Origin of the sequence: Corynebacterium uberis (assembly GCF_020616335.1) — a bacterium.
Classification (GTDB): Bacteria; Actinomycetota; Actinomycetes; order Mycobacteriales; family Mycobacteriaceae; genus Corynebacterium; species Corynebacterium uberis.
The window spans coordinates 1371448-1394315 of the sequence record NZ_CP085051.1; the positions used below are offsets into that span (position 1 = coordinate 1371448).

Here is a 22868-nt window from a genome sequence, read left to right on the forward strand (position 1 = left end):
TCAACCAGGATGGAGCAGGCAGCAATGACGATCAGCGTTGTTGACATGTTCAGCATCGGTATCGGTCCCTCGTCCTCGCACACCGTTGGCCCCATGCGCGCAGCAAAGGCCTTCGCGGATGGTTTGTCAGACAACTCCGGCGTCATCCGGATCCAGCTGCGCGGCTCGTTGGCCGCCACCGGCCGCGGGCACGGCACCGACCGCGCGGTGGTGCTCGGGCTGGCCGGCTATGACCCGGTGACGGTGCCTGCGGACGCGGAGCCTGCCCCCGGCGCCAGCGTGCCCGTCGTCGGATCGGTCACCGGCCCCGGAGGGACCTTCCGCTACGAGATCGATTTCAACCCCGTCTCCTTGGAGCTGCACCCCAACGGGCTGATCTTTTCCGTCCACGACGGCGAGGGCAACCCCCTGGCACCGGACCAGGACTACTACTCCGTCGGCGGCGGGTTCATCCTCACCGGCAAGCAGCTGCGCCAACAGCTCAACTCCCCCGACGGGCTCGGCTCCGGCGCGGCCACCCAGGCCAGCGACGAAGCCCCGGTGCCTTTCCCCTTCAGCACCGCCGAGGAGCTACTCAAGCATTGCGAGGTCAATGACCTTTCCATCGCGGAGGTCGTGGCCGCCAATGAAGACGTCTTGCACCGCGACGAAGGCGGGCTGGAGTTTGTCTACGAGCACCTCGACCGGGTGTGGCGCACCATGCGCGAATGCGTGGCCGCCGGCATTGCCACCAGCGGGATCCTACCCGGGGGGCTCAACGTTGTCAGACGTGCCCCGGAGCTTCATGAATACCTGCTCAAGGAGCGCGCCGAGGATCAGGCCGGCTTCGGCGCGATGGAGTGGGTCAACCTCTATGCGCTGGCCGTCAATGAGGAAAACGCCGCCGGGGGCCGGGTAGTCACCGCCCCGACCAACGGCGCGGCGGGCATCATCCCCGCCGTCATGCACTACGCGCGCGACTTCCTCGCAGACTTCAACGAGGCATCCGCCCGGGAATTCCTGCTCACCGCCGGAGCCGTCGGCGCGATTATCAAGCAGAACGCCTCCATCTCTGGCGCGGAGGTCGGCTGCCAGGGCGAGGTAGGCTCCGCCTCCTCCATGGCCGCCGGCGGCCTGTGCGCCGTCATCGGCGGCAGCGCCCGGCAGGTGGAAACCGCCGCGGAGATTGGGCTGGAGCACAACCTCGGCCTGACGTGCGACCCGGTGGCCGGGCTGGTGCAGATCCCCTGCATCGAACGCAACGCCATCGGCGCGGTGAAGTCCATTAACGCCGCCCGCCTGGCGCGCCTCGGCCACGGCACTGCACGGGTGACCCTCGATGACGTGGTGCACACCATGGCCGAAACGGGCCGCGACATGCTGACCAAGTACAAGGAGACCGCCACCGGCGGGCTGGCCGTGACCCTGGGCCTGCCGGTCAGCCTTACCGAGTGTTAGGAGCGCGCCGCGTCGGCGGCGTCCGTGGCCAGGCGCCGGGCCACCTCCGCGGGTGCGTCCTCGCGCGGGATCTCCACCTGCTCGCGGGTGGCCAGGTCCTTGAGCGCCACCGTGCCGGCGGCGAGCTCGTTGTCACCGATCACCAGCGCGAAGCGGGCGCCCGCGCGGTCGGCTCCCTTCATCGCCCCCTTGAGGCCGCGGTCCCCGTAGGCCATGTCGGAGCGCACATCGGCGCGCCGGAGGGCGTCGATTAGCCGAGCCATCTCTGCCTTCGCCGCCGCACCGAGGGCCACACCATAGGCGTCGACGCGGTTGGAGCTTAAGTCAACGCCTTCGGCCTCCAGTGCGAGCAGGGTGCGGTCCACCCCCAGCCCGTAGCCGATGCCGGAGAGGTCCTGGCCGCCGAGTTGCGCCATGAGCCCGTCATAGCGCCCGCCGCCGCCGATGCCCGACTGTGCGCCCAAGCCGTCATGGACGAACTCGAAGCACGTCTTGGTGTAGTAGTCCAGGCCGCGGACCATGCGCGGGTTGATGGTGTAGGCCACGCCGAGATCGTCAAGCAGGCCGGTGACCGTTTCAAAGTGTTCGCGCGGCCCCGCGGACAGGTGGTCGAGCATGAGCGGGGCGTCGGCAAGCTTGTCCTGCATCTCCGGGCGCTTGTCATCGAGCACGCGCAGCGGGTTGATCTGCGCCCGGCGGCGCGTCTCCTCGTCCAGGTCCAGCCCGGCGAGGAACTCCTGGAGCAGCGCCCGGTAGGCCGGCCGGCACGTCGCATCCCCCAGAGACGTCAGCTCCAGGCGGAAGCCGGTCAGCCCCACCGAGCGGAAACACCGATCCGCCAGGGCGATGGCCTCCGCGTCCAAGACCGGGTCATCAATACCAATGGCCTCCACGCCCACCTGCTGGAGCTGGCGGTAGCGCCCAGCCTGCGGGCGCTCATAGCGGAAGAACGGGCCGTGGTAGGACAGCTTTGCCGGCAGCTGGCCGCGATCCAAATTGTGCTCGATGACCGACCGGATCACCCCGGCGGTGCCCTCCGGGCGCAGGGTCACGCTGCGCCCACCCCGGTCAGCAAAGGTATACATCTCCTTGGAGACCACGTCGGTGGACTCGCCGACCCCCCGGGCGAACAGCTCCGTGTCTTCAAAGATCGGCAGCTCGATGTGCTCATAGCCCGCCAGGTGCGCCTGATGGCGAAACGCCTCGCGCACGGTGACAAACGCCGCCGACGTCGGCGGAAAGTAATCCGGGACCCCCTTAGGGCCCTGGTGGGACTGCTGCTTCATCTTTTCGCTCACGGCTTGCCACTCTACCGCGAACCCCCTAAAACAACCGCAGGTAGGGGTTGCCCCCACGCTCAGCGCCCATGGTGGTGCCCGGGCCGTGGCCGGGGTGAATCTCCAGCGCATTGTCTAACTGCCACACCGGACCGGCCAGGGTGGCGCGCATCGCCGCCGGATCCGACCCCGGAAGATCCGTGCGCCCGATAGCCCCGCGGAAGAGCACATCACCACTAAAGCAGTGCTTCTGCCCCACGAGCAGCACGCTTCCCGGCGAATGCCCCGGGGCGTGGCGGACGGTGAACTCTTCCCCGCCGAGGGTGAGGGGGGCGGCGTCGACAAGCGCAACCGTCTGCTCTACTTGCACCCAGGAGGAGAGATCAAAATACTGGTCGGCCAGCGGGCCGATCCCGCCGTGAGCGTCGGTGAGCATCCACTCGTCGTCCGGATGCAGGTGCACCGCAACGCCACACTCGGCCGCCAGCCTGCCCGCGTCAAAGGTGTGGTCCAGGTGGCCGTGCGTCAACACGATCGCCGCTACCTCAAGGCCGCGGCGCTCCACCGTCGCCATCACCGGCTCGAAGGCGCCCGCCCCCGGGTCCAGCACCGTCGCCTTCCCATCCGCCACCAGCAGATAACAATTAGCCGAAAATGCGCCCGCCACGCAGCCCAGAATCTCCATGCGTCACACTGTAACCACACGGCACTGACGCTGTAGCGGCCTGGCGGCGCAAGCGCTGCCGCGCCCACCGACTAAGCTATGACGGCAACGCGTGCGGCCACGCGGGGCCCTGTGCTCCCGCGCGCCGCATGAGACACACTTTGCCCACGATTTCTTTGAACCTAAGGAAAGCCCGGTACCACGGTGAACAATGAACAACGCGGCCAGGAAGCCCTGGCAGAACTGGACAAGGCACTCAAGTCCCGCGATAGGTCCGAAAAGTCCCGCCCCCTGGGTGTAATCTTCGTCGCCCTCGTGGCCATCCTGGCCATCGTCGGAGCCATCTTCTACCTGGCTACCCGCGACAACAGCAGCGACACCGATGACGCCAGCGCGGACAGCGACACCCCGCAGCCCCTGTCCCTCGTGCGCGACCAGGCGCTACCAGAAACCGTCAACTGCGACTACCCCGCTGACGGCAAGGCCGCCAGGGAAGCCAAGGCCCCCGCCGGCGACAAGGTCTCCGCCCGCGGCACCGTGCACCTGACCCTGGCGACCAACCAGGGCGAAATCCCCATGGACCTGGACCGCTCCCTGGCTCCCTGCACCGTCCACGCCATGGAGTCCCTGGCCAAGGCCAAGTACTTTGACAACACCGTCTGCCACCGCATCACCGACCCGTCCATGTCCAACGGCATGGGCATCCTGCAGTGCGGCGACCCGGCCGGCACCGGCGCCGGCGGACCCGGCTTCCGCTTTGCCAACGAATACCCCACCGATGAGGCCGCCAACAAGGACAACCCCGTGATCTACCCGCGCGGCTCCGTGGCCATGGCCAACGCCGGCGAGGGCACCAACGGCTCGCAGATGTTCCTCAACTTCACCGACACCACCCTGCCCCCGGCCTACACCGCCTTCGGCCAGATCACCGACACCGGCCTGAAGACCCTGGACACCATCGCGGCCAACGGAGTCAAGGACCACGCCCCCGACGGCGCCCCCGCCAAGGAAGTTCGCATCACCTCCGCCACCGTGTCCTAACAGCGCCACGGCCTCCCGCTTATCGACGCCCCCTCGCCCACCGGCTCCACCCCACTTCCGGTGCGTGCGCGGGGGCGTCACCCGTGCGCCGACCCCTCAACCTCCTGCGGCGCCTCATCCACGACGCGGTGGGCTCCCACGACACCGCGCAAGAACTCCGGGTCAATCGGCTGGCCTTCACGCACCACGGAAAAACCACCCGAAGGCTCCAGGATCATCGCCCGGACCTGCGACATGCTGGATACCCCACTGCGGCGCAACACGGCATAAATATCCGCCCGCGATAGGTGATTGCGGTGAACCTCAGAGTCGATGAACTCCCCGCGCGCAATAATCACCCGCGGGGTGGCATCGACCACCCGGCGAATAGACCCCACCCGGCGGGCCGCCCCAAAAACCAGCTCCAGGGCCACCAGGGTGCACAGGCCCACCACGCCCGCACCCAGGGTGGGCGGGTGGCCGATGATCACACGGCCCGCCACCGCCCCAAACATGATGATCACCACGGCGTCAAAAAGGTTCATGGGGCTTAGCACCCGCGCGCCAAAGACGCGCAGCATGCCCACGAACACCACATAGATCACGCAGGCAGAGCCCATCACCACGGGAATGCGCCACGGTTCGATGAAGACCTCGGCTGCCAGCCGCTCCATCCACACGTCCGGAATTACCATGAAACCACAGTCTAGAACCCCACTGTGGCGGCACCGAGTGGCGGGCAGGACTGTCTCCGGTGCACCGTGGTGTGGCGCGTCCGCCCGGCGTACCCGGCGTACCCGGCGACTAGGCAGTTACCCGATACACATCGAAGACGCCCTCGGTGTTGCGCAGGGTGGTCATCAACGACCCCAGCTGCTTGGTATCGGACACCGAGAAGGTAAAGCGAATGGTGGCTATGTGGTCATCGGAGGCCTGCGAATTCATGGCCAACACGCTCAGGCGCTCCTCCGTTATGGCCTTGGTCAGGTCCATGAGCAACCCAGCGCGATCCAACGCTTCAATCTGCACCGTGGCGGTAAACACCGACCCACCCGACTCGCTAGCCCAGGCCACCGAAATCAGGCGCGCCGTTTCCTGGCGTAGCTTATCCGCGTTGGTGCAGTCGGTGCGGTGCACAGATACACCTCCGCCGCGGGTGACAAAACCAAAAATCGCATCCCCAGGAACCGGCTGACAACACTTGGCCAGCTTCGCCATGACGTCCGGGCTGCCTTCCACCAACACCCCGGAGTTGACGCTCGTCTGCGCCGCAGAGGACTTTGAGCCCAGGATCTCCGAGAAGGGGGTGCGGCTGACCAGCTCATCCTCGGCGGCTTCTTCATCACCGAAGATCGCCAGCATCCGGTGGGCGACGTGTTGGGCAGAGATGCTGCCCGAGCCGATGGCCGTATAGAGCGCATCAACATCCGGATAGTGCAGCTCGACTGCCACCGTGCGCATGGACTGCGCGGTAAACAGCCGGTGCATGGGCAACCCCCCGCGCTGCACCTCGGCGGCCAGCGCGTCGCGCCCCGCCTCAAGATGCTCCTCGCGGCGCTCCTTGCTAAACCACTGCCGGATCTTGGCCTTCGCGCGGGAAGAGACCACAAAGTCCTGCCAGTCACGCGACGGTCCAGCATTTTCATCCTTGGAGGTAAACACCTCCACCCGGTCCCCCGAATTGAGCGCCGTTTCTAGGGCGACGAGCTTGCCGTTAATCTTCGCCCCGATGCACCGGTGTCCCACCCCCGTGTGCACCGCGTAGGCAAAGTCAATGGGCGTCGAGCCCGCCGGTAGGTTGACCACATCCCCCTTGGGGGTAAACACAAAAATCTGGCGGGCAGACAGGTCATAGCGCAAAGAATCCAGAAACTCATTCGGATCCGCGGCCTCTTTTTGCCAGTCGAGCAGCTGGCGCATCCACGCCATCTGGTCGACCTCTGCCTGGTCGCCCTTGTGCGAGCCCTTGGTCTCCTTGTACCGCCAGTGTGCGGCGATGCCGAACTCCGCGGCATAGTGCATCTCATGGGTGCGCACCTGGACTTCCAACGGGCGCCCAGAATCCGTCATCACCGTGGTGTGCAGGGACTGATACACCCCGAAACGGGGGGCAGAAATATAGTCTTTAAATCTGCCCGGCATGGCCGAGAAGACCGAATGGACGACGCCGATAGCCGCGTAGCAATTATTGATGTTATCCACCAGGACCCGGATTCCCACCAGGTCAAAGATCTCATCAAAATCATGACCGCGCACAATCATCTTTTGGTAAATCGACCAATAGTGCTTCGGCCGCCCCATGACCTCCGCAGGAATGTCATTTTCCTTCAGCGCCTGGGTGACGTGTTCTTTAATTTGGGCAAGTGCGTGATCCCGCTGCGGGGCGCGATCGGCTACGAGTCGAACGATCTCGTCATATTTCTTGGGGTAGAGAATGGCAAAGGAAAGATCCTCCAGCTCCCACTTCAGGCTGGCCATGCCTAAGCGATGCGCCAGTGGGGCGATGACCTCCAGGGTTTGGCGGGCCTTCTTGGCCTGCTTCTCCGGCGGCAGGAAGCGCATGGTGCGCATGTTGTGCAGCCGGTCGGCCACCTTGATCACCAGCACGCGCGGGTCCTGGGCCATGGCCACGATCATCTTGCGGATCGTCTCCGCCTCCGCCGCCGCACCCAACGCCACCTTGTCCAGCTTGGTCACCCCATCGACCAGGCGGGCAACCTCGTCACCGAACTCGGCGGACAGGTCCGCCAAGGTGTAGTCCGTATCCTCGACCGTGTCATGGAGCAGCGCGGCCACGAGCGTGGTGGTGTCCATGCCGATCTCCGCGGCGATAGTCGCCACCGCCAGCGGGTGGGTGATGTACGGGTCCCCGGATTTGCGGAAGACTCCATCATGGAGCCGCTCGGCCGTTTCATAGGCCTTGGCCAGGACCTCAACGTCGGCCTTCGGGTGGAATTGTCGGTGAATGCCCAACAGCGGATCAAGCACCGGGTTGACCCGCGTCCTATTGCCGGTGAGGCTGCGGGCTAAGCGCGCGGACATTCCCCGAACGCCAACCGCATTACGGGTTTTGCCACGATCCTGAGTCATATGCCGACCTTCCTAGGTTAACGGCAATCTTAAGCCACCAACCAGGCCCGCCTCAAAGCATCCGGACTTTTAGTCCTTATTGATAACGATCACCGGAGTATCGCCCACACGCTGCCGCCCGCCAAGCCCATCGACCTCAAGGACAACCACGTTGCCGCACACGGTGGCGCCGGCCTTACGCAGCAGCTCTGCAGCGGCAACCAGGGTGCCCCCGGTGGCCAACACGTCATCGACGAGCACCACGTTGCGCCCCTCCAGCTCCATGGCCTCAGCCGGGATCTCCAGCGCGGCGGTGCCGTATTCCAGCGAGTACTCCTGGGTCAACACCGGCGGCGGCAGCTTGCCCTTCTTCCGAATCGCCACGATCCCCAGGCCCATCTTGTATGCCACCGCGGAGCCCAGGAGGAAACCCCGGGCATCCAGACCACCGATGAGATCCGCATTCAGTGATGCGGCGGCGTCGGCAAGCGCATCAATGATTGCCGCGAACGCGTCCGGCTGCGCCAACACCGGGGTCATGTCCTGGAAGAGCACACCCGGGGCGGGGAAGTCTTCCACATAACGCATGTGCTCATTCAGCGCGGCGCGAGCCTGCGGGAAATGGCTTTCACTCAGCGGGCGAGGATCAGTAAAACTCATGGAGAAACAATCCTTAAAATGCTTAACGGGAAACTACAGGGGGCAGGCGGGCCACAGCCGCCGACGTATGGGCGTTTTCCGCCTAACTCATCTGCCAGCGGTCAAGATTCCAACCCAGCCCGGTCACACCCGTGTAGGCGGTGATATTGCTGATTTTGCGGTGGCTGGCAAAAGAGCGCGGCTGCGCGGAAAGCGGAATATCGGGAACCTCATTCCACAGCTGCTCCTCCGCCGAATACAGGCCCTTATCATCATTGACCCCAGCGGCCGGCACTTGACCATACTCCTGCTCCGGATCGACCGCCATGAGCACCGCATCCAAGGAATGTGACCCATACGGGGTCACGCCCTCGAGATCGCCCAGCCCCGCGTTATCGCCGGCGGCGTTGACCACCGTAATTCCGGCGGGGGCGCAGGACTGCCGGATGGACTCCACCATGGCGCTATAGCGCTCATTGGGGCCCTGATAGCCGATGCGCACCGTGGCCTGATCGAGCTTGCGCGCCTTATTCACATCGACGTCGAGGTGCGGATCCGTCACCCCGGCCAAATGCCGGGCGGCCGGGTCATCATAGGAGACCACGTGGGCGCCCACCGCGGGAACCTCAATGCCGGACTTTTCGGAGGAGATGCGCGCCACCGCAGCGTGGTCAATGCAGGCCGCCAAGGCCTGCCGGTTGGCCTCGTCGGCAAAAATGCCCCCGGGGGCAAGCACCAGGGTGTCCGTCAGCCGCCCGGCTACCGCGGTGATGTCATAGGTGTTGGCCGGATCGTCGCGGTTGAGCCAGGCCGAGCCGTGGTCGGTGAGGTCTGCGGCAATGACATCCGCCTTGCTGGCCAGCCACGCACCGTCAGTCTTTGCCGGCCACAGGGTCAGCGCCCCGATCCGGGCGGGATCGCCAAAGTAGTCCTGGTTGCTCAGCAGCACCACTTCCCCGCGGGCGCCTACCTCATCAATGCGATACGGGCCGGCAGAGACCTGCAGTTCCGGGTCGAAGTGGTCAAGGTTAAAGCCTTCACGCCACACGGTTGCCACCGGTTCGAGGGCGGCGCGATCGTCGGCGAGCAGAGCATCGGTGAGCTGCTGCTGGCTCACGCCGGCCTTGCGGGCGATAGCGTGGGCGGGCAGCACTTCGCCCGGGCCGAAGAGATTGCGCCACCGCCCCCCCTGACCGGGCCGGAAGGTCACGGAGAACTTCTTTGCCCCAGGCGTGCAGTCCAGGCGCTCGACTTGCCGCGTGAGCGGCAGGTGCGAATCAAAGAGGTCTGAGAGCACCCCCGCCTTGAAGGACAGCAGAAAATCCGTGCAGGTGATGGGCACACCATCGGCGTATTTTGCTTGCTCCGTCAGGGTGTAGATGACCGTGCGCTTGTCGCCGGGAAGAACCTGGGTGGTGGCCAGGTCGGTGTTGGGGATCATTTGGCCCGCCGGGCCGGAAGCATAGATGCCCGGGTAAATTCGCCCGGAGACCACTTCGGCTGAGGTGGATACCCCCAGGTTGCTGGCCGCGTTAGCGGTGCGCAGTTCGGAGCCCACCAGGTATGCGGGATGGGCGATGGAGGAGGCCAGGGTATCGCGCTCCTCGCGATCAGAGTCCCCGCCCGAGCAGGCGGCAAGGCTGAGGGCCGTCAGCCCCGCCAGGGCCAGCGCGCCGAGGCGGCGCACCGGATGAGCGTGCCCGGAATCTGCTTTCCGTGGATGTGTATCAACCATCAGCCGTTGCTCCTTATCCGGAAGTTCCCATCACCCGCAGACGCGCCCGCCTACAGGCCGGGGCGCCAGCTTGCGCCAGGGCGGGACTGCCCGGAGGCCTCGGCAGGATCATCGGCGTAATCCGCCGTGTGCAGGTCGCCGACCACGCGCCGGCCGCGGGCGGCAGCCACGCTGGGTTCTGCCGACTCATCCTCGCCGGCCCGGTAGCGGGCTACCTCCTCGTTGTGGCGCTGCACATCTTGGCGCCGATTCTCCAGGGACACCAGCACCGGGGTGGCCAGGAAGATCGAGGAGAACACGCCTTCAACCACGCCGATGAGCTGGATGAGGGCGAGGTCTTTGAGGTCGCCGACGCCGAGCATCCACACGGCGACCACCATGAGCGCCACGATGGGCAGCGCGGAGATCACCGAGGTGGAAATAGAACGCATGACGGTTTCATTGACCGCCGAGTTAGCCGCCTCTGCGTAGGTTTGCTTGCGGGAGCCAAAGATGCCCTCGGTGTTCTCCCGCACCTTGTCAAAGACGATCACGGTGTCATACACGGAGAAGGACAGCACCGTGAGCAGGCCGATGATGGCGGCCGGCGAGACCTCGAAGCCGAACAGTGCGTAGATGCCGGCGATGAGGACGGCGTCGATAAGCAATGCGATCATGGCCGCGGCAGCCATTTGCCGCTGCAGGCGCACCGCAATGTAGGCAAACGCCGCCGCCAGGAAGACCACCATGGAGATGAGCATGCGGTTGGTGATCGTCGAACCCCAGGACTCGGAGACCGTGGAGTCACCCACCGCATCCGGGCTGGGCTTCCCGGTCGCGTCCTTGGGCTGGAACTTTTCAAAGATCGCGCGGCGGGCGTCCTGGATCTGGTCGTCGCTTAGGCGCTGGGAGTTGATCTCCAGGGTTGCCGTGTCGCCGGAACCGACCACCTGGGTCAGCTCGGGGGTCACGCCGGTGGCATCCGTGAAGGTCTTTTCCACGTCGGAGACAGTGAGCTCGGCGGCGGGCATGTTGAGCTTGGTGCCGCCCTCGAAATCGATGCTCATGTCAAAGCCGCGCACCGCAATCGCGCCGATGCTAATGAGCACCAGCACCGCGGTGATGATGTACCACTGCTTGGTGCGGCCGATGAAATCAATGCCACCCTCGCCGGTGTAGAGCCGGTCGAAGAAGCCGGTCTTGTGTTCTGTGACGGTGGTCATTTACTTCTCCTCTTCGTCGGAGGTGATCCGGTGCGCGCCAGCGGCCTCATCCGGGTGCTGCACGCTGATCGGTTTACTCACGCTGCGGGCGATAACGCGCTCGTCGCCCTCCTTGTCCGGCGCAGGCTTCGCGCTTTCCGACGCCCCCCGCTCCGGATGGCTATAAGGCTTCAGGCTGCTCTCGGCACCGGCTCCGGTCGCGCCGGACGTCACGGTCGAGCTGGAGGAAGACACGACACCGGGGGTGTGTCCCTCCCGCAGCGCCCGCTTGTGCGCGGCCACCTGGTAGACCCGGCCCATACCGTTGACGGCGGGCTTGGCCCAGAAGGGCTTGCGGGCGGCCAGGATCATCAGCGGCGCGGTGATCAGGAAGGTGACCACGAGGTCAAACACGGTGGTCATACCCAGGGTAAAGGCGAAGCCCTTGACCTCACCGACGGCGAGCATGTAGATGATCACCGAGCCCAGCAGTGTGACCATGTTGCCGGTGACCACGGTGCGCTTGGCGCGATCCCAACCACGCCGCGACGCCGAACGGAAGGTGTGGCCTTCCCGGACCTCATCCTTGATGCGCTCATACATGACCACAAAGGAGTCCGCGGTAGCGCCCAAACCAATGATCAGACCGGCGATGCCAGACAGGTCCAGCGAGTAGTCAATCCACCGGCCCAGCAGCACCAGCGAGCCGTAGACCACCACGCCGGCGCAGAACAGCGTGAACAAGGAGATCAGACCGTAGAGCCGGTAGTAGGCGAACACGTAGACGGCGATGAGCGCCAGGCCCACCAGGCCGGCGATGAGGCCCGCCTTCAGCGAGGACGCGCCGAGGCTTGCCGGGATCGTCTTGGTCGTGCCGCCGGACTCGCCGTTCTCACCGGCGAAGGACAGCGGCAGGGCGCCGTACTTCAGGTTGTTGGCCAGCGTCTGCGCCTCGGTCTGGGTGAAGGCACCGGTGATCGAGGTACCAGAGCCCACCGGGGTGGGGCTCTGAATATTCGGCGCGGAGATCACCTGGGAGTCCAGGGTGATGGCCACCTGGCGGTTGAGGTATTCGTTGGTGAGCTTGGACCAGGTCTCGGAGCCGCCGCCGGTGGAAAACGCGAAGGTGATTTCCATCTGCCCGGTCTTGGAGTTGAGCCCGCCATTGATGGGTGAACCGGTATCAATGTTCGCGCCAGACAGGCGGGTGCCGTCCTTGCCGGCGTCACCTTCCAGCACCGGGGCGGGGGCCAGGATCATCGGCCGGTTCGGGGCGTCGCCGCGGCCGGAGACATCACAGGTCACCAGCGGCTTGGCCGGATCATCAGTGCCCTGGAGCGGATCAATCCCGCCTTCCTTGCACTCAGAGCCCACCAGGATGCTGGCGGCCAGCTGAGTGGTCGGGTCGGTGGACTGGCGGTCCTTGGCCAGCATCGCGGTCACCTCGCGGCGCCGCTCGCCTGCCTCCAGGGAGTTTGCCGGCTCCGGCTTCGGCGTCGCCGTAATCGCCGGCATCTTCAGCCGCGGAGTCTTGTCGTCCTGGATGGTCTTGTTGGACTGCTCCACAAAGGTCTTCAGGTCCTGTTCCACCTGTTCCTTTGGCAGCACGCCGAAGGTGACCCACCTATTGGCCATGTCACCGACCACGTCCATGAGCCTGCCCAAGTCCGGATTGCCCGGCTCGGCGACCGGCCGGAAGATGAGCTTGGAAGTCTGGCCCAAGGCGCGCGCCTGGGAGGCATCCTCGCCGGGGACCGTAATAACCAGGGTGTCACCGTCCGTGATCACGCTCGCACCGGTCACGCCCATGCCGTTGACACGGTTTTCCATGATCGTTCTGGCCTGTGCCAGCTGGTCCTGGGTGGGCTTTTGGCCCTGGGGCACCAGGGTGATGCGAGTTCCGCCTTGCAGGTCAATGCCCAACTTGGGGGTTGCTTCCCGGTTCCCGGTGAAGAAGACCAGCGAGTACATGGCGATGACAAGCAGCACAAAGATGCCCATCGCCTTCATCGGCCAGGAATGACTCTTGTTCCTCGAGCCCCGTGGTCTCAGGTGTGTTGACACAGGTGTCGTCTCCTCATTGGCGCGCGTGGCTGCCACGCCAGGCCAACACTGCCCCAGGCCGTCCATCCAACCGGGGACCGTGTGGCGACGCATTGCCACCTGGGCCGCCGCCCACGACTGCGGCTGCCACTTGTGATCGTTGTGGTTCCAATAATGTGCGTGCGCGACCTGCCGTGGGTCGCGCGACGGTTTTCAGGGCGCCAGGGGTAGCGGCACGCGCGGCTGGCGTGCCGGCGCACCCGGGGCTGTCCAAGCCAACATCGTACGGCATAGCCCCCGCGATGCGGTATGGGGTCCACCTTCCCGACGCCAAAAGGGCTAGCCAGCAGGCACTCTTGCCCACCCCATCGCGCGTGCCTGCGAGCCCAAACGCAAGGTAAGCCTACTAAGAGCTGGGCGCGTCGGGTTCGGCGGTTGCCTCATGAAAACCGATGGCCCCCTCCGGCGGTTCCAAGCCGATATGGCGCCATGCGGCGGCGGTAGCTACCCGTCCCCTGCCGGTGCGGGCGATCAGCCCCGCTCGCACTAGGTAGGGCTCGCAAACCTCCTCCACCGTTCCCGGTTCTTCGCCTACCGCGATGGCAAGCGTATTAACGCCCACTGGTCCGCCGCCGTGGCCGCGGATGAGGGCGTTGAGGACGGCGCGGTCCAGGCGGTCGAGCCCCTTGCGGTCCACGTCAAAGACCTCCAGGGCAGCGCGCGCGGAGGACACGTCGACGTGACCATCGGCATGGACCTCGGCATAGTCGCGGACGCGGCGCAGCAGCCGGTTGGCAATACGCGGCGTTCCGCGGGACCGTGACGCGATCTCCCGGGCGGCGTCAGCATCCACACCCACGCCCAGGATCGCTGCAGCCCGGGTGACCACCTGCGTGAGGTCCTCGACGTCGTAGAACTCCATTTGCGCAGTAAACCCGAAGCGATCGCGCAAAGGTCCAGTAAGCATCCCGGATCGGGTGGTGGCCCCCACCAACGTAAATGCCGGAAGTTCGAGGGGAATGGACGTGGCACCAGGGCCCTTGCCCACGATGACGTCGATGCGGAAATCCTCCATGGCCATGTAGAGCATTTCCTCGGCGGGCCGGGCAATGCGGTGGATCTCATCGATGAACAGGACGTCGCCTTCCATCAGATTGGACAGCATGGCGGCCAGGTCTCCTGCTCGCTCCAGCGCCGGGCCGGAAGTCATGCGCAGGCTGGTGCCCAACTCCTGGGCGATAATCATGGCCATGGTGGTCTTGCCCAGCCCCGGAGGCCCGCTGAGCAGCACGTGATCGGGCACTACCCCGCGGCTTTTGGCACCCTGAAGCACCAGGGAGAGCTGTTCGCGCACCTTCTTTTGGCCGATAAACTCATCCAGGCTGCGCGGGCGCAGGTTGCGCTCGGCGTCCTGCTCCCCGGTGCGCAGCTGGGGGGTGACGTCACTGGTCCCAGAAAACTGCCCCGACCCGCGGGGGGAAAAATCGAATTCTGTTTTCTCAATGTCTGACATGTCCGCCTAGCCCTTCTGCCCCAGCCGCGCGAGGGCCGCGCGCAAGGCACTGGAGGTATCCAGCGAGTCCGCCTCGGCGAGGACCGCATCGACGGCACCGGCTGCCTGCTTTTCCGTGAACCCCAGGCCCACCAGCGCTGCTGTGACCTGGATTCCCACGGCGGAATCCGTCGCCCCGCCCGGCGCAGCCGCCGGCTCATCCGTGGCGCCTCCCGCCTCATCGACGTAGCCCTGGACCTTGTCCTTGAGGTCGACGATCATGCGCTCGGCCATTCTTTTGCCCACCCCCGGGATGCGCTGCAACGCGCGCGCATCCGAGCTGGAGATGAATCCGGCCAGTTCGGCAGCGCTATAGACGGACTCGGCCGCAAGGGCCAGGCGCGGGCCCAGACCGGAGACCGTCTGTAATACCCCGAACATGGCCCGGGCGGCAGGGTCGATGAACCCATAGAGGGTCAAGGCGTCCTCGCGCACGACCATCGTGGTGAGCACCGTGGCTACTTCCCCGCGGCGCAGCGTGGCCAGCGTCGCGGGTGTGGCGGTGAAAAAATAGCCCACGCCGGCGCATTCGATGACCGCCCCGGAAAGTTCAATGGCGATGACGGGGCCGGTAAGAGAGGCGATCATGGGTGTCCTTTCGCAGCGACGACGCTCGATTGGGCCGTGGGCTGGGCCGGGGATGTGTGGGCTTGTGTGGCTTGCTGGGCGCGTTCGAGTAGCGGGGCGCGCCAGCAGTGGCAGACGGCAAGGGCGAGGGCGTCGGCAGCATCAGCGGGCTTGGGCGCGGCGCTGAGTCCAAGAATGCGGGTAATCATGGCCGTCATTTGCTTCTTATCCGCCCGGCCGTTACCGGAGATGGCCTTTTTTACTTCGCTGGGGGTGTACATGTAGACGGGAATGCCGCGTTGTGCCGCGGCGAGCACCAAAACGCCCACCGCGTGCGCGGTGTTCATGACGGTGGAGACGTTTCCGCGCTCGAAGACGCGCTCGATGGCTACGACGTCTGGATGATAATCGTCCATCCATTCGGCTACGGCGCGCGAGAGCCGCAGGAGCCTTTCGGTGAGCTCGGCGTGCGGCGGGGTGCGCGCTACTCCCACGGCGATGGGGATGACCCCCCTGCCGCGCCCCCCTTGAACTACGGAAAGCCCGCAGCGGGTGAGGCCAGGATCGATGCCCATGACGCGGACTTGTCCTGTTGCCGTCACAAACGCTCCTCGCTCTCCTTATGGGCCGTACCCCATATTCTTAGCACATAGTAGCGATGCACTAGCGGCGCCCCGCCCACCCGGGAAAAGCCGCGGGTGAAGGCGACGGCGCCGCTGCGGTGGTTAATCCTCGTCGAGCGCGGCGAGGACCTCGTCGGACAGGGACATGTTGGTGTAGACGTTTTGCACGTCGTCAGAGTCTTCCAGCGCGTCGATGAGGCGCAGGATCTTCTTGGCGTCGCCGGCCTCCAGGGGGGTTTCTAGGTTGGCGCGGAAGTCCTGCTCGGAATCCTCGACCTCAATATCGGCGCCAACCAGCGCCTCGCGCACCGCGGAGGTGTCCTCCGGAGCGCTGACGATCTCGAAGGTCTCGCCGAGGTCATTGACCTCCTCCGCACCGGCGTCAAGCACAGCCATGAGGACGTCATCCTCAGTAAGCTCGCCCTTCTTAATGAGCACCACGCCCTTGCGGTTGAACATGTAGGACACCGCGCCGGAATCCGCCATGTTGCCGCCGTTTTTGGTCATGGCGGTGCGCACCTCAGTGGCCGCGCGGTTCCGATTGTCGGTGAGGCATTCGATGAGCATGGCCACGCCGTTGGGGCCGTAGCCCTCGTACATGATGGTCTGCCAGTCCGCGCCGCCGGCTTCCTCGCCCGATCCGCGCTTGCGGGCGCGCTCAATGTTGTCATTGGGCACGGAGGCCTTCTTGGCCTTCTTAATCATGTCATCCAACGTGGGGTTGGCCGCCGGGTCTCCGCCGCCGGTGCGGGCAGCAACCTCGATGTTCTTAATCAGCTTGGCAAATTCCTTGCCGCGCTTCGCGTCATTGGCGGCCTTCTTATGCTTGGTGGTAGCCCACTTTGAGTGACCTGACATATCGCATGCCTTTCTTCATCGACGCCCCAGCGCGGCACTGGCCTGCACCCGGGCTTGTGCATCCGCGGCGCGCCCGCATGGTGGGCGCCGCCCTAGCAAAACTCGTGCTTCAGTCATGAACATGATGCGTGCCGCGCACCGCACGTACCCGCCGCGGGCCCAGGGGCACAGGTGCGGCGAGTGCTGCGGACACGACACTGCCGCTGCGGGGACGCAGCGGCACATCCAGCTGGGCCAAGTATACGCACCCCCGTCGCCCCACCCACGCAGGCGGCCCCGGCTGCGCGGTGCCGGTATCGCCGGGCGGGCAGGCAGGGCGCGCGCTCAGGGTGCGCTAGTTGTCCGCGGACGGGACGTGGACCTGCTCGAAATACTCCGGAAGTCGGGCCGTTCCGCCTAGCCGCAGGGCGCGTACCAGGGGGCGCGTGCGCAATGCGCGCGTGTCGGTGACGGCGTCATTGTAGAAGCGCCGGGCGAGCTCGACGCGTGTTGATGCGTCGACCAGCGCGCGTTGGGTGTCCTGGCGCTCGGGGGCGTCGCGAAGCGCCTCTTCTACCTGCACCTCCGCGACCGCGCGCGCGTCCAGGGTGGCATAACTCATCTCGATGGCCGCCGCACGGTTGGCCGCCTCCTGCGCTTCTGGGACCGTCGCAACAACCAGGTGCGCGCGGTGGTCGAGCGCGGCGCGCAGCGCTTGGAGCGCCGCCGCGGTGCGGATGTGGAGTCTGTTAAGCCGTTGTGCGGTGAAATAGGCCCACGCAGCGATGATGGTCACCAGCGCGGTGACCACGATAATGGCGATAGTTCCCATGGTAGCTGTCAGTTACCTCAATTCTGTCTCGGTGCTCCTTTGCGCGAGACGCACGGGGCTGTCTTCGCGCACCGTCTCATAGACGGCTTCAATTTCCGCCGACACCCGCTGCCAGTCGTAGCGCTGAGCGCGGCGTGCCGCGGCGTCGGATAGCGCTTCTCGACGCCGCCCGTCCGCGATAAGCTCCCCCAGCACCCGCGCCAAGTCAGCACTGTCCCCGTTTTTAAAGAGCACCCCCGCAGCTTCGGAACTAGCCACCGCGCACACGTCCGCAAAGGCCTCCAGATCGCTGGCAACAACAGCGCAATGCGCTGCCATCGCCTCGACGAGGACAATGCCAAAACTCTCCCCGCCGGTATTCGGCGCCACATACACGTCAGCCTGTGCCAACAGCCGCGCCTTCTCGTCGTCGCTGATCCGGCCCACGTGGCGGACCCGCACCCCGGCAGCCAGCTTCTCCCCTCGCCCGGTGAGGGTGGCCTGCACGGAGTCGGGCAGCTCGCCGGACCCGGCGATGGCAACCTCAACCGCACGGGAGCCGGTATCGAGCTGGCGCAACGCCTCCCAAAGAACGGTCAGCCCCTTGCGCGCCTCATTGACCCGGCCCAAGAAAACCACCCGCAGGGGATCATCCACCCCGCGCGGCTGATCCTTCATGGCCTCCACGGCGCGCTGGAAAATACGGGTATCAACCCCGTTGGGAATGAGCACTGGGTCGCCGCCCAAAGCCTCCACCTGCCACCGGCGCGCCATCTCCGATACCGCAATACCGCCCCGGATCTTTTCCAAGTACGGGCGCAACAGCGGCAACGCGGCACGCAGGGCGCGCGAGGAGGTCGTGGACGTGTGATAAGTGGCCACCAGCGCCCCCTCCGCCTGGATCAGCGCACTCATGGAAAAGCTCGGCGAATTGGGCTCGTGAATATGAAGGACATCAAACCTGCCCTGCTCAATGAACTCCCGCGTCCGACGCCGTACGTTCGGACCGATAGCGATACGAGCCACTGACCCGTTATAAGGAATAGGCACCGCAGCCCCGCCCCGCACCACAAACTCTGGCAGCGGGGTATCGGCGCAGGCAGGGCCCAGCACTTCTACCTCGTGCCCATGGCTGATAAGAACCCGTGCCAGGTCCAAGATGTGCGCCTGAACACCGCCGGGTTCATCAAAGGAATAAGGGCAAACGATGCCAATTCTCATCGGGTCGGGGATGATTTCCTCTCCGTGACATCTGCGGGCCATAACGGCTGAAGCATATGCCAATCGTGGGGGTGGCGCCGAATATTACGCTCAAAAATCTCTGCTACGGCCTGCTGCGTGGACGCAACCGAGCTGACCTGCACCCGCGGCGAGACACTCAAACCCCACCCGCGATGCGCAGTACCGGTGCCGGTAAACCAGCTGTGCACCACGTGCAGATGCGCTCCGGTCGCGGCCGCTAGTTCGACGGCCCCGGTGGGCATGGTGGTCTGCTCCCCGAAGAACTCCACGGGCACGCCGCGGCGCTTGAGGTCACGTTCTCCCACCAGGCACACCACCCCGCCGGACCGGGTCACTTCCGCCAATCGCGGCAGGACCGGGCCCTGGCCAGTCAGAGCAAGCACGTCAAAGCCCAGCGTGCGCCGATAGTCCACGAAAGCCTGGTAAAGGCTCTCCGGGCGCAGCCGCTCCGCCACGGTTGTAAATCGGGTGTAGCGCTGCGCCAGCAGCAGCCCCGCCATATCCCAATTGCCGGTATGGGGAAGCACAACCACCACTCCCCGCCTGCTGGCCAGCGACTCCTCCAGGTGCTCAAGCCCTTCGGTGCCGGCGACAAGCTGGTCGAGCAGCCCCGGCTGCCGCATCATGGTGGGCAGGCGGAAGGCCTCTTCCCAATAGCGCGCGTAGGAGCGCATGGAGTCGCGCACCAGCTGGCGGGTCACCCCGGCATCCCCAACCACGCGGGCGAGGTTGGCGCGCAGTTGCTCGCAACCGCGACCGTCATCGCTCACCCGATCGGCCGCCCATTGGAAGGCGCGCCGGGTCACCACTGGGGGCACCCCGCGCACCACCGCCCACCCAGCCCGGTAGCCCCAGGCACTGAGCGTTTCTTGGGCGCTCATCAATCGACCCTGCGGTCCGCTGCCGGCCGCTGCGGCGTTGCCCCTGCGGGGGCCGCCGAGGGCTGACCCGCCACCGGGGACCGGGCGGCCATCATCAGGCGCTGAATCACCGTGAACACAGAGCCCACGGCCAGCACCCACAGCGCCACGTCGATTGCCCAGGGGACTCCCAATCCTTGCAAGCCGATGCCGCCCAGCCCCACGATGAGGCGCTCGGGGCGTTCGACAAGACCACCAACCATAGTCAGCCCGCTGGCTTCACCGCGCGCCTTGACATAGGAGATGACCTGGGAGGACACCAAGACCACCAAGGCGGCGACGATGAGGCTGCGATGCGGCTGATAGGTATAGACCAGCCACCAGGTGATGGCAGCAAAAAGTGCGCCGTCGGTAATCCGGTCGCACGACGCATCCAGGGTGGCACCGAACTTGGTCCCACCCCCGCTCATTCGCGCCATGGTGCCATCGATCATGTCGCTGGCCGCGAAGATCCCAGTTAACACGGCCGCCGCCAGGAGGTGACCCGTGGGGATGAGGGTGACCGCCACCACGATGGTGGCCACCGCCCCCACCACGGTGATCACGTTGGGGGTCAGCCCGGTGCGCAGAACCGCCCGCGCAATCGGCTCGACCACCACGGCGGCGGGGCGTCGTCCGTGAACGCTAAGCATCACGGTCCTCCTTGATCGTCTCGGCCCATCCTTGTGCCAGCACCTCACGCGTTCGGCTGAGCACTTCCGGCAGCACCTTGGTTCCGGATAGGACCGTCATAAAATTCGCGTCCCCTGCCCACCGCGGCACCACGTGCATGTGCAGGTGATCCCGAATAGAGCCGCCGGAGGACTGCCCTAAGTTGAAGCCAACATTGACCCCCTGGGGGCGGGAGACCTTTTTCAGAGTGCGCACCGCCCGCTGAGCAAAGGCGAACAGCTCCGCGGATTCCGCGGCATCCAGTGCCTCAATATCGGCCACCTTGCGGTACGGAATCACCATCATGTGCCCGGCGTTGTAGGGGAACAGATTGAGCACACAATACACCAGCTCACCCCGAGCAACGATGAGCGAATCCTCATCCGAGTGCCGCGGCAGATCCACAAAGGGATCCGCCGGTCGCGCGTCGCCGCCCGGGCTCGCCGTGATGTAGTCCATGCGATAGGGAGCCCACAGGCGCTCCAGGCGGTCCGGCTCGCCCGCTCCCGTATCTACCCAAGCGTGGGGAGAATCAGCGTCGCTGTGCAAGGAGAGCCTCGCTCGGCTGATCATTGATGCGATCTGCCACCCATGCGCTGATGAGCTCCACCGCCTCATCCACCGGCACCCCATTGATCTGGGAGCCATCAAGGAACCGGAAGCTGACCGCGCCCGCGTCCACGTCGCGCCCACCAGCCAGCAGCATGAAGGGCACCTTGCCGGTGGTGTGGTTGCGAATCTTCTTTTGCATGCGATCGTCAGAGGTATCCACCTGAGCGCGGATGCCACGCTGGCGCAGCTTGTCTGCAACCATTTCCAGGTGCCCACAGAACTCATCAGCCACCGGGATTCCCATCACCTGGTGGGGTGCCAGCCAGGCCGGGAAGGCACCCGCGTAGTGCTCCAGCAGGACCCCGAAGAACCGCTCGATAGAGCCGAACAGGGCGCGGTGGATCATGATCGGACGCTTCTTCGAGCCATCCGGGGCGGTGTACTCCAACCCAAATCGCTCGGGGAGATTGAAGTCCAGCTGCACGGTCGACATCTGCCAGGTCCGGCCGATCGCGTCGCGCGCCTGTACGGAGATCTTCGGACCATAGAAGGCCGCTCCGGCGGGATCCGGGACCAACTCCAAACCGGAAGCGGTAGCAACGTCGCGCAGGATCGTCGTGGCCCGCTCCCAGACCTCATCACTGCCCACGTACTTGTTGGGGTCCTTGGTAGACAGCTCCAGGTAGAAGTCATCCAGGCCGTAGTCCTGAAGCAGGGAGATGATGAACTCCAGCACGCTGGTCAGCTCGGCCTCCAGCTGCTCCTCGGTGCAGTAGATGTGGGCATCATCCTGGGTAAAGCCGCGGGCGCGGGTCAGCCCGTGGATCACGCCGGATTTTTCATAGCGGTAGACGGTGCCGAACTCGAATAGCCGCAGCGGCAGCTCCCGGTAGGACCGACCCCGGGAGGCGAAGATGAGGTTGTGCATGGGGCAGTTCATGGGCTTGACGTAGTAGTCCTGGGCAGGTTTGGTCTCCTGGCCCTGCTCATCGACTTCCCCATCAAGCTGCATCGGGGGGAACATGCCATCGGAGTACCAGTCCAAGTGACCGGACTTTTTAAACAACTCGCCCTTGGTCACGTGGGGGGTGTTCACAAAGGAGTACCCGGCGGCGATGTGGCGACGGCGGGAATGCTCCTCCATCTCCAGGCGCACAATGCCGCCATCAGGGTGGAACACCGGGAACCCGGAGCCAATCTCATCGGGGAAGCTAAACAGGTCCAGCTCCTGACCCAGCCGGCGGTGATCGCGCTTTTCCGCCTCTTCGAGCATGGTCTGGTAGCTCTCCAGCGCCTCCTTGGACTCCCAGGCGGTGCCGTAGATGCGCTGCAAGCCGGCGTTGGACTGGTCACCGCGCCAATATGCCGCGGACGTGCGCGTCAGCGCGAACGCGGGAATATACCGGGTGGTGGGAACGTGGGGGCCGCGGCACAGGTCAAACCATTCCGTTTCACCGGTGCGCGGGTTGACATTGTCATAGGCGGTCAGCTCGCCCTCGCCGACCTCCGTGGCTTCGTCAGAATCCGGGGCCACGCTGCCCTTGTCTTCGATGAGCTCAAGCTTGTAGGGCTCAGCGGCCAAGGCCTGGCGGGCCTCGTCCTTGGATTCCCATACTCGGCGCTCGAAGCGCTGCCCGGACTTGATGATCTTTTTCATCCGCTTTTCCAGCGTGCGCAGATCTTCCGGCGTGAACGGCTCCGCAACGTCGAAGTCGTAGTAGAACCCGCCCTCAATGGCCGGCCCGATCCCCAGCTTGGTACCGGGGAATTCTGCCTGCACCGCCTGGGCAAGCACGTGCGCGCAGGAGTGGCGGATGACGCTGCGGCCGTCTTCAGTGTTGGCCGCAACGGCAGTGACCGTCTCCGCCTCGGTCGGGGTGTAGGACAGATCCCGAAGCACCCCGGCGGCATCCTTTACGCACACAATGGCCTCAGGCCCCTTGTTGGGCAGGTCATAGTCGCGCAAGGCGCGCCCGACGGGGGTACCTGCAGGTACCTCAAAGGCGGATAGTTTCTCGGCGGAGTTCACCATAGGTCTCCTGCGCTCC

General features: G+C 65.3%; 20 protein-coding genes. 2 read left to right on the forward strand and 18 right to left on the reverse strand.

All coding sequences use genetic code 11. The features are described from left to right. The first annotated feature begins 24 nt into the window (after positions 1-24). Positions 25-1437 (forward strand): L-serine ammonia-lyase, encoded by a 1413-nt coding sequence (locus LH390_RS06355; RefSeq protein ID WP_227288174.1) that lies wholly within the window; start codon positions 25-27, stop codon positions 1435-1437. On the opposite strand, the gene hisS is transcribed toward LH390_RS06355, so the two are convergent. Both hisS and LH390_RS06365 read right to left on the reverse strand, forming a co-directional pair. Next, positions 1434-2723, reverse strand: a complete 1290-nt coding sequence (gene hisS, locus LH390_RS06360; RefSeq protein ID WP_227282597.1) for a histidine--tRNA ligase — start codon at positions 2721-2723, stop codon at positions 1434-1436. The two genes, LH390_RS06355 and hisS, sit on opposite strands and share 4 nt — an antisense overlap. Before the next feature lie 37 nt (positions 2724-2760). Beyond that, the gene (locus LH390_RS06365) at positions 2761-3399 is read right to left on the reverse strand and encodes an MBL fold metallo-hydrolase (protein WP_227282099.1); all 639 of its coding nucleotides are present in this window, start codon (positions 3397-3399) and stop codon (positions 2761-2763) included. Positions 3400-3582: 183 nt separating this feature from the next. Here LH390_RS06365 and LH390_RS06370 point away from each other — a divergent pair, with 183 nt between their 5' ends. Further along, the gene (locus LH390_RS06370; protein ID WP_227282098.1) at positions 3583-4419 is read left to right on the forward strand and encodes a peptidylprolyl isomerase; all 837 of its coding nucleotides are present in this window, start codon (positions 3583-3585) and stop codon (positions 4417-4419) included. 77 nt (positions 4420-4496) lie between these two features. Here the strand turns inward: LH390_RS06370 and LH390_RS06375 are convergent, their stop codons facing one another. The 16 genes from LH390_RS06375 to thrS all read right to left on the reverse strand — a co-directional run bounded on the left by LH390_RS06375 (position 4497) and on the right by thrS (position 22852). Beyond that, positions 4497-5093: a DUF421 domain-containing protein gene (locus tag LH390_RS06375; RefSeq protein WP_227282097.1), complete on the reverse strand. Its 597-nt coding sequence runs from the start codon at positions 5091-5093 to the stop codon at positions 4497-4499. Positions 5094-5202: 109 nt separating this feature from the next. After that, complete coding sequence (locus LH390_RS06380) at positions 5203-7488, reverse strand: RelA/SpoT family protein (protein WP_227337350.1); 2286 nt, start codon at positions 7486-7488, stop codon at positions 5203-5205. A 69-nt stretch (positions 7489-7557) separates the two neighbouring features. Further along, positions 7558-8127 (reverse strand): adenine phosphoribosyltransferase, encoded by a 570-nt coding sequence (locus LH390_RS06385; RefSeq protein WP_227282095.1) that lies wholly within the window; start codon positions 8125-8127, stop codon positions 7558-7560. A gap of 82 nt (positions 8128-8209) precedes the next feature. Then, on the reverse strand, positions 8210-9841 hold the full coding sequence (locus tag LH390_RS06390; RefSeq protein WP_227282094.1) for an ABC transporter substrate-binding protein: 1632 nt from the start codon (positions 9839-9841) through the stop codon (positions 8210-8212). Between the two features lie 50 nt (positions 9842-9891). Continuing rightward, positions 9892-11043, reverse strand: a complete 1152-nt coding sequence (secF, locus tag LH390_RS06395; protein ID WP_227282093.1) for a protein translocase subunit SecF — start codon at positions 11041-11043, stop codon at positions 9892-9894. Next, on the reverse strand, positions 11044-13032 hold the full coding sequence (secD, locus tag LH390_RS06400) for a protein translocase subunit SecD (RefSeq protein WP_227282092.1): 1989 nt from the start codon (positions 13030-13032) through the stop codon (positions 11044-11046). A 439-nt stretch (positions 13033-13471) separates the two neighbouring features. After that, positions 13472-14578 (reverse strand): Holliday junction branch migration DNA helicase RuvB, encoded by a 1107-nt coding sequence (gene ruvB / locus LH390_RS06405; protein ID WP_227282091.1) that lies wholly within the window; start codon positions 14576-14578, stop codon positions 13472-13474. 6 nt (positions 14579-14584) lie between these two features. Then, positions 14585-15205: a Holliday junction branch migration protein RuvA gene (gene ruvA / locus LH390_RS06410; RefSeq protein ID WP_227282090.1), complete on the reverse strand. Its 621-nt coding sequence runs from the start codon at positions 15203-15205 to the stop codon at positions 14585-14587. Then, positions 15202-15759 carry a crossover junction endodeoxyribonuclease RuvC gene (gene ruvC / locus LH390_RS06415; RefSeq protein WP_274709625.1) on the reverse strand — a complete coding sequence of 186 codons (558 nt, stop codon included), beginning with the start codon at positions 15757-15759 and terminating at the stop codon, positions 15202-15204. Before ruvC ends, ruvA begins: the two co-directional genes overlap by 4 nt. A 150-nt stretch (positions 15760-15909) precedes the next feature. Continuing rightward, positions 15910-16665 carry a YebC/PmpR family DNA-binding transcriptional regulator gene (locus LH390_RS06420; protein ID WP_227282088.1) on the reverse strand — a complete coding sequence of 252 codons (756 nt, stop codon included), beginning with the start codon at positions 16663-16665 and terminating at the stop codon, positions 15910-15912. A gap of 334 nt (positions 16666-16999) precedes the next feature. Further along, complete coding sequence (locus LH390_RS06425; RefSeq protein WP_227282087.1) at positions 17000-17476, reverse strand: hypothetical protein; 477 nt, start codon at positions 17474-17476, stop codon at positions 17000-17002. Positions 17477-17488: 12 nt separating this feature from the next. Further along, the gene (locus tag LH390_RS06430) at positions 17489-18676 is read right to left on the reverse strand and encodes a glycosyltransferase family 4 protein (RefSeq protein ID WP_227282086.1); all 1188 of its coding nucleotides are present in this window, start codon (positions 18674-18676) and stop codon (positions 17489-17491) included. Beyond that, positions 18673-19578: a phosphatidylinositol mannoside acyltransferase gene (locus tag LH390_RS06435; RefSeq protein ID WP_227282085.1), complete on the reverse strand. Its 906-nt coding sequence runs from the start codon at positions 19576-19578 to the stop codon at positions 18673-18675. Before LH390_RS06435 ends, LH390_RS06430 begins: the two co-directional genes overlap by 4 nt. Then, on the reverse strand, positions 19578-20249 hold the full coding sequence (pgsA, locus tag LH390_RS06440; protein WP_227282084.1) for a phosphatidylinositol phosphate synthase: 672 nt from the start codon (positions 20247-20249) through the stop codon (positions 19578-19580). The genes LH390_RS06435 and pgsA overlap by 1 nt, the downstream gene beginning before the upstream one ends. Continuing rightward, entirely contained in the window at positions 20242-20841 is a 600-nt protein-coding gene (locus LH390_RS06445) for an HIT family protein (protein ID WP_399524657.1), read from the reverse strand. The genes pgsA and LH390_RS06445 overlap by 8 nt, the downstream gene beginning before the upstream one ends. Then, positions 20801-22852, reverse strand: a complete 2052-nt coding sequence (thrS, locus tag LH390_RS06450) for a threonine--tRNA ligase (protein ID WP_227282082.1) — start codon at positions 22850-22852, stop codon at positions 20801-20803. The genes LH390_RS06445 and thrS overlap by 41 nt, the downstream gene beginning before the upstream one ends. Positions 22853-22868: the final 16 nt, after the last annotated feature.

Bases quoted from the DNA above. Each gene is read 5' to 3' on its own strand.
- thrS (WP_227282082.1), bottom strand. From the start codon at position 22,852: ATGGTGAACTCCGCCGAGAAACTATCCGCCTTTGAGGTACCTGCAGGT.
- LH390_RS06390 (WP_227282094.1), bottom strand. From the start codon at position 9,841: ATGGTTGATACACATCCACGGAAAGCAGATTCCGGGCACGCTCATCCG.
- pgsA (WP_227282084.1), bottom strand. From the start codon at position 20,249: ATGCTTAGCGTTCACGGACGACGCCCCGCCGCCGTGGTGGTCGAGCCG.
- LH390_RS06435 (WP_227282085.1), bottom strand. From the start codon at position 19,578: ATGAGCGCCCAAGAAACGCTCAGTGCCTGGGGCTACCGGGCTGGGTGG.
- LH390_RS06430 (WP_227282086.1), bottom strand. From the start codon at position 18,676: ATGAGAATTGGCATCGTTTGCCCTTATTCCTTTGATGAACCCGGCGGT.
- LH390_RS06355 (WP_227288174.1), top strand. From the start codon at position 25: ATGACGATCAGCGTTGTTGACATGTTCAGCATCGGTATCGGTCCCTCG.
- ruvB (WP_227282091.1), bottom strand. From the start codon at position 14,578: ATGTCAGACATTGAGAAAACAGAATTCGATTTTTCCCCCCGCGGGTCG.
- LH390_RS06445 (WP_399524657.1), bottom strand. From the start codon at position 20,841: ATGATCAGCCGAGCGAGGCTCTCCTTGCACAGCGACGCTGATTCTCCC.
- LH390_RS06380 (WP_227337350.1), bottom strand. From the start codon at position 7,488: ATGACTCAGGATCGTGGCAAAACCCGTAATGCGGTTGGCGTTCGGGGA.
- ruvC (WP_274709625.1), bottom strand. From the start codon at position 15,759: ATGGGCATCGATCCTGGCCTCACCCGCTGCGGGCTTTCCGTAGTTCAA.
- hisS (WP_227282597.1), bottom strand. From the start codon at position 2,723: ATGAAGCAGCAGTCCCACCAGGGCCCTAAGGGGGTCCCGGATTACTTT.
- secF (WP_227282093.1), bottom strand. From the start codon at position 11,043: ATGACCACCGTCACAGAACACAAGACCGGCTTCTTCGACCGGCTCTAC.
- LH390_RS06420 (WP_227282088.1), bottom strand. From the start codon at position 16,665: ATGTCAGGTCACTCAAAGTGGGCTACCACCAAGCATAAGAAGGCCGCC.
- LH390_RS06425 (WP_227282087.1), bottom strand. From the start codon at position 17,476: ATGGGAACTATCGCCATTATCGTGGTCACCGCGCTGGTGACCATCATC.
- LH390_RS06375 (WP_227282097.1), bottom strand. From the start codon at position 5,093: ATGGTAATTCCGGACGTGTGGATGGAGCGGCTGGCAGCCGAGGTCTTC.
- LH390_RS06365 (WP_227282099.1), bottom strand. From the start codon at position 3,399: ATGGAGATTCTGGGCTGCGTGGCGGGCGCATTTTCGGCTAATTGTTAT.
- secD (WP_227282092.1), bottom strand. From the start codon at position 13,032: ATGAAGGCGATGGGCATCTTTGTGCTGCTTGTCATCGCCATGTACTCG.
- ruvA (WP_227282090.1), bottom strand. From the start codon at position 15,205: ATGATCGCCTCTCTTACCGGCCCCGTCATCGCCATTGAACTTTCCGGG.
- LH390_RS06385 (WP_227282095.1), bottom strand. From the start codon at position 8,127: ATGAGTTTTACTGATCCTCGCCCGCTGAGTGAAAGCCATTTCCCGCAG.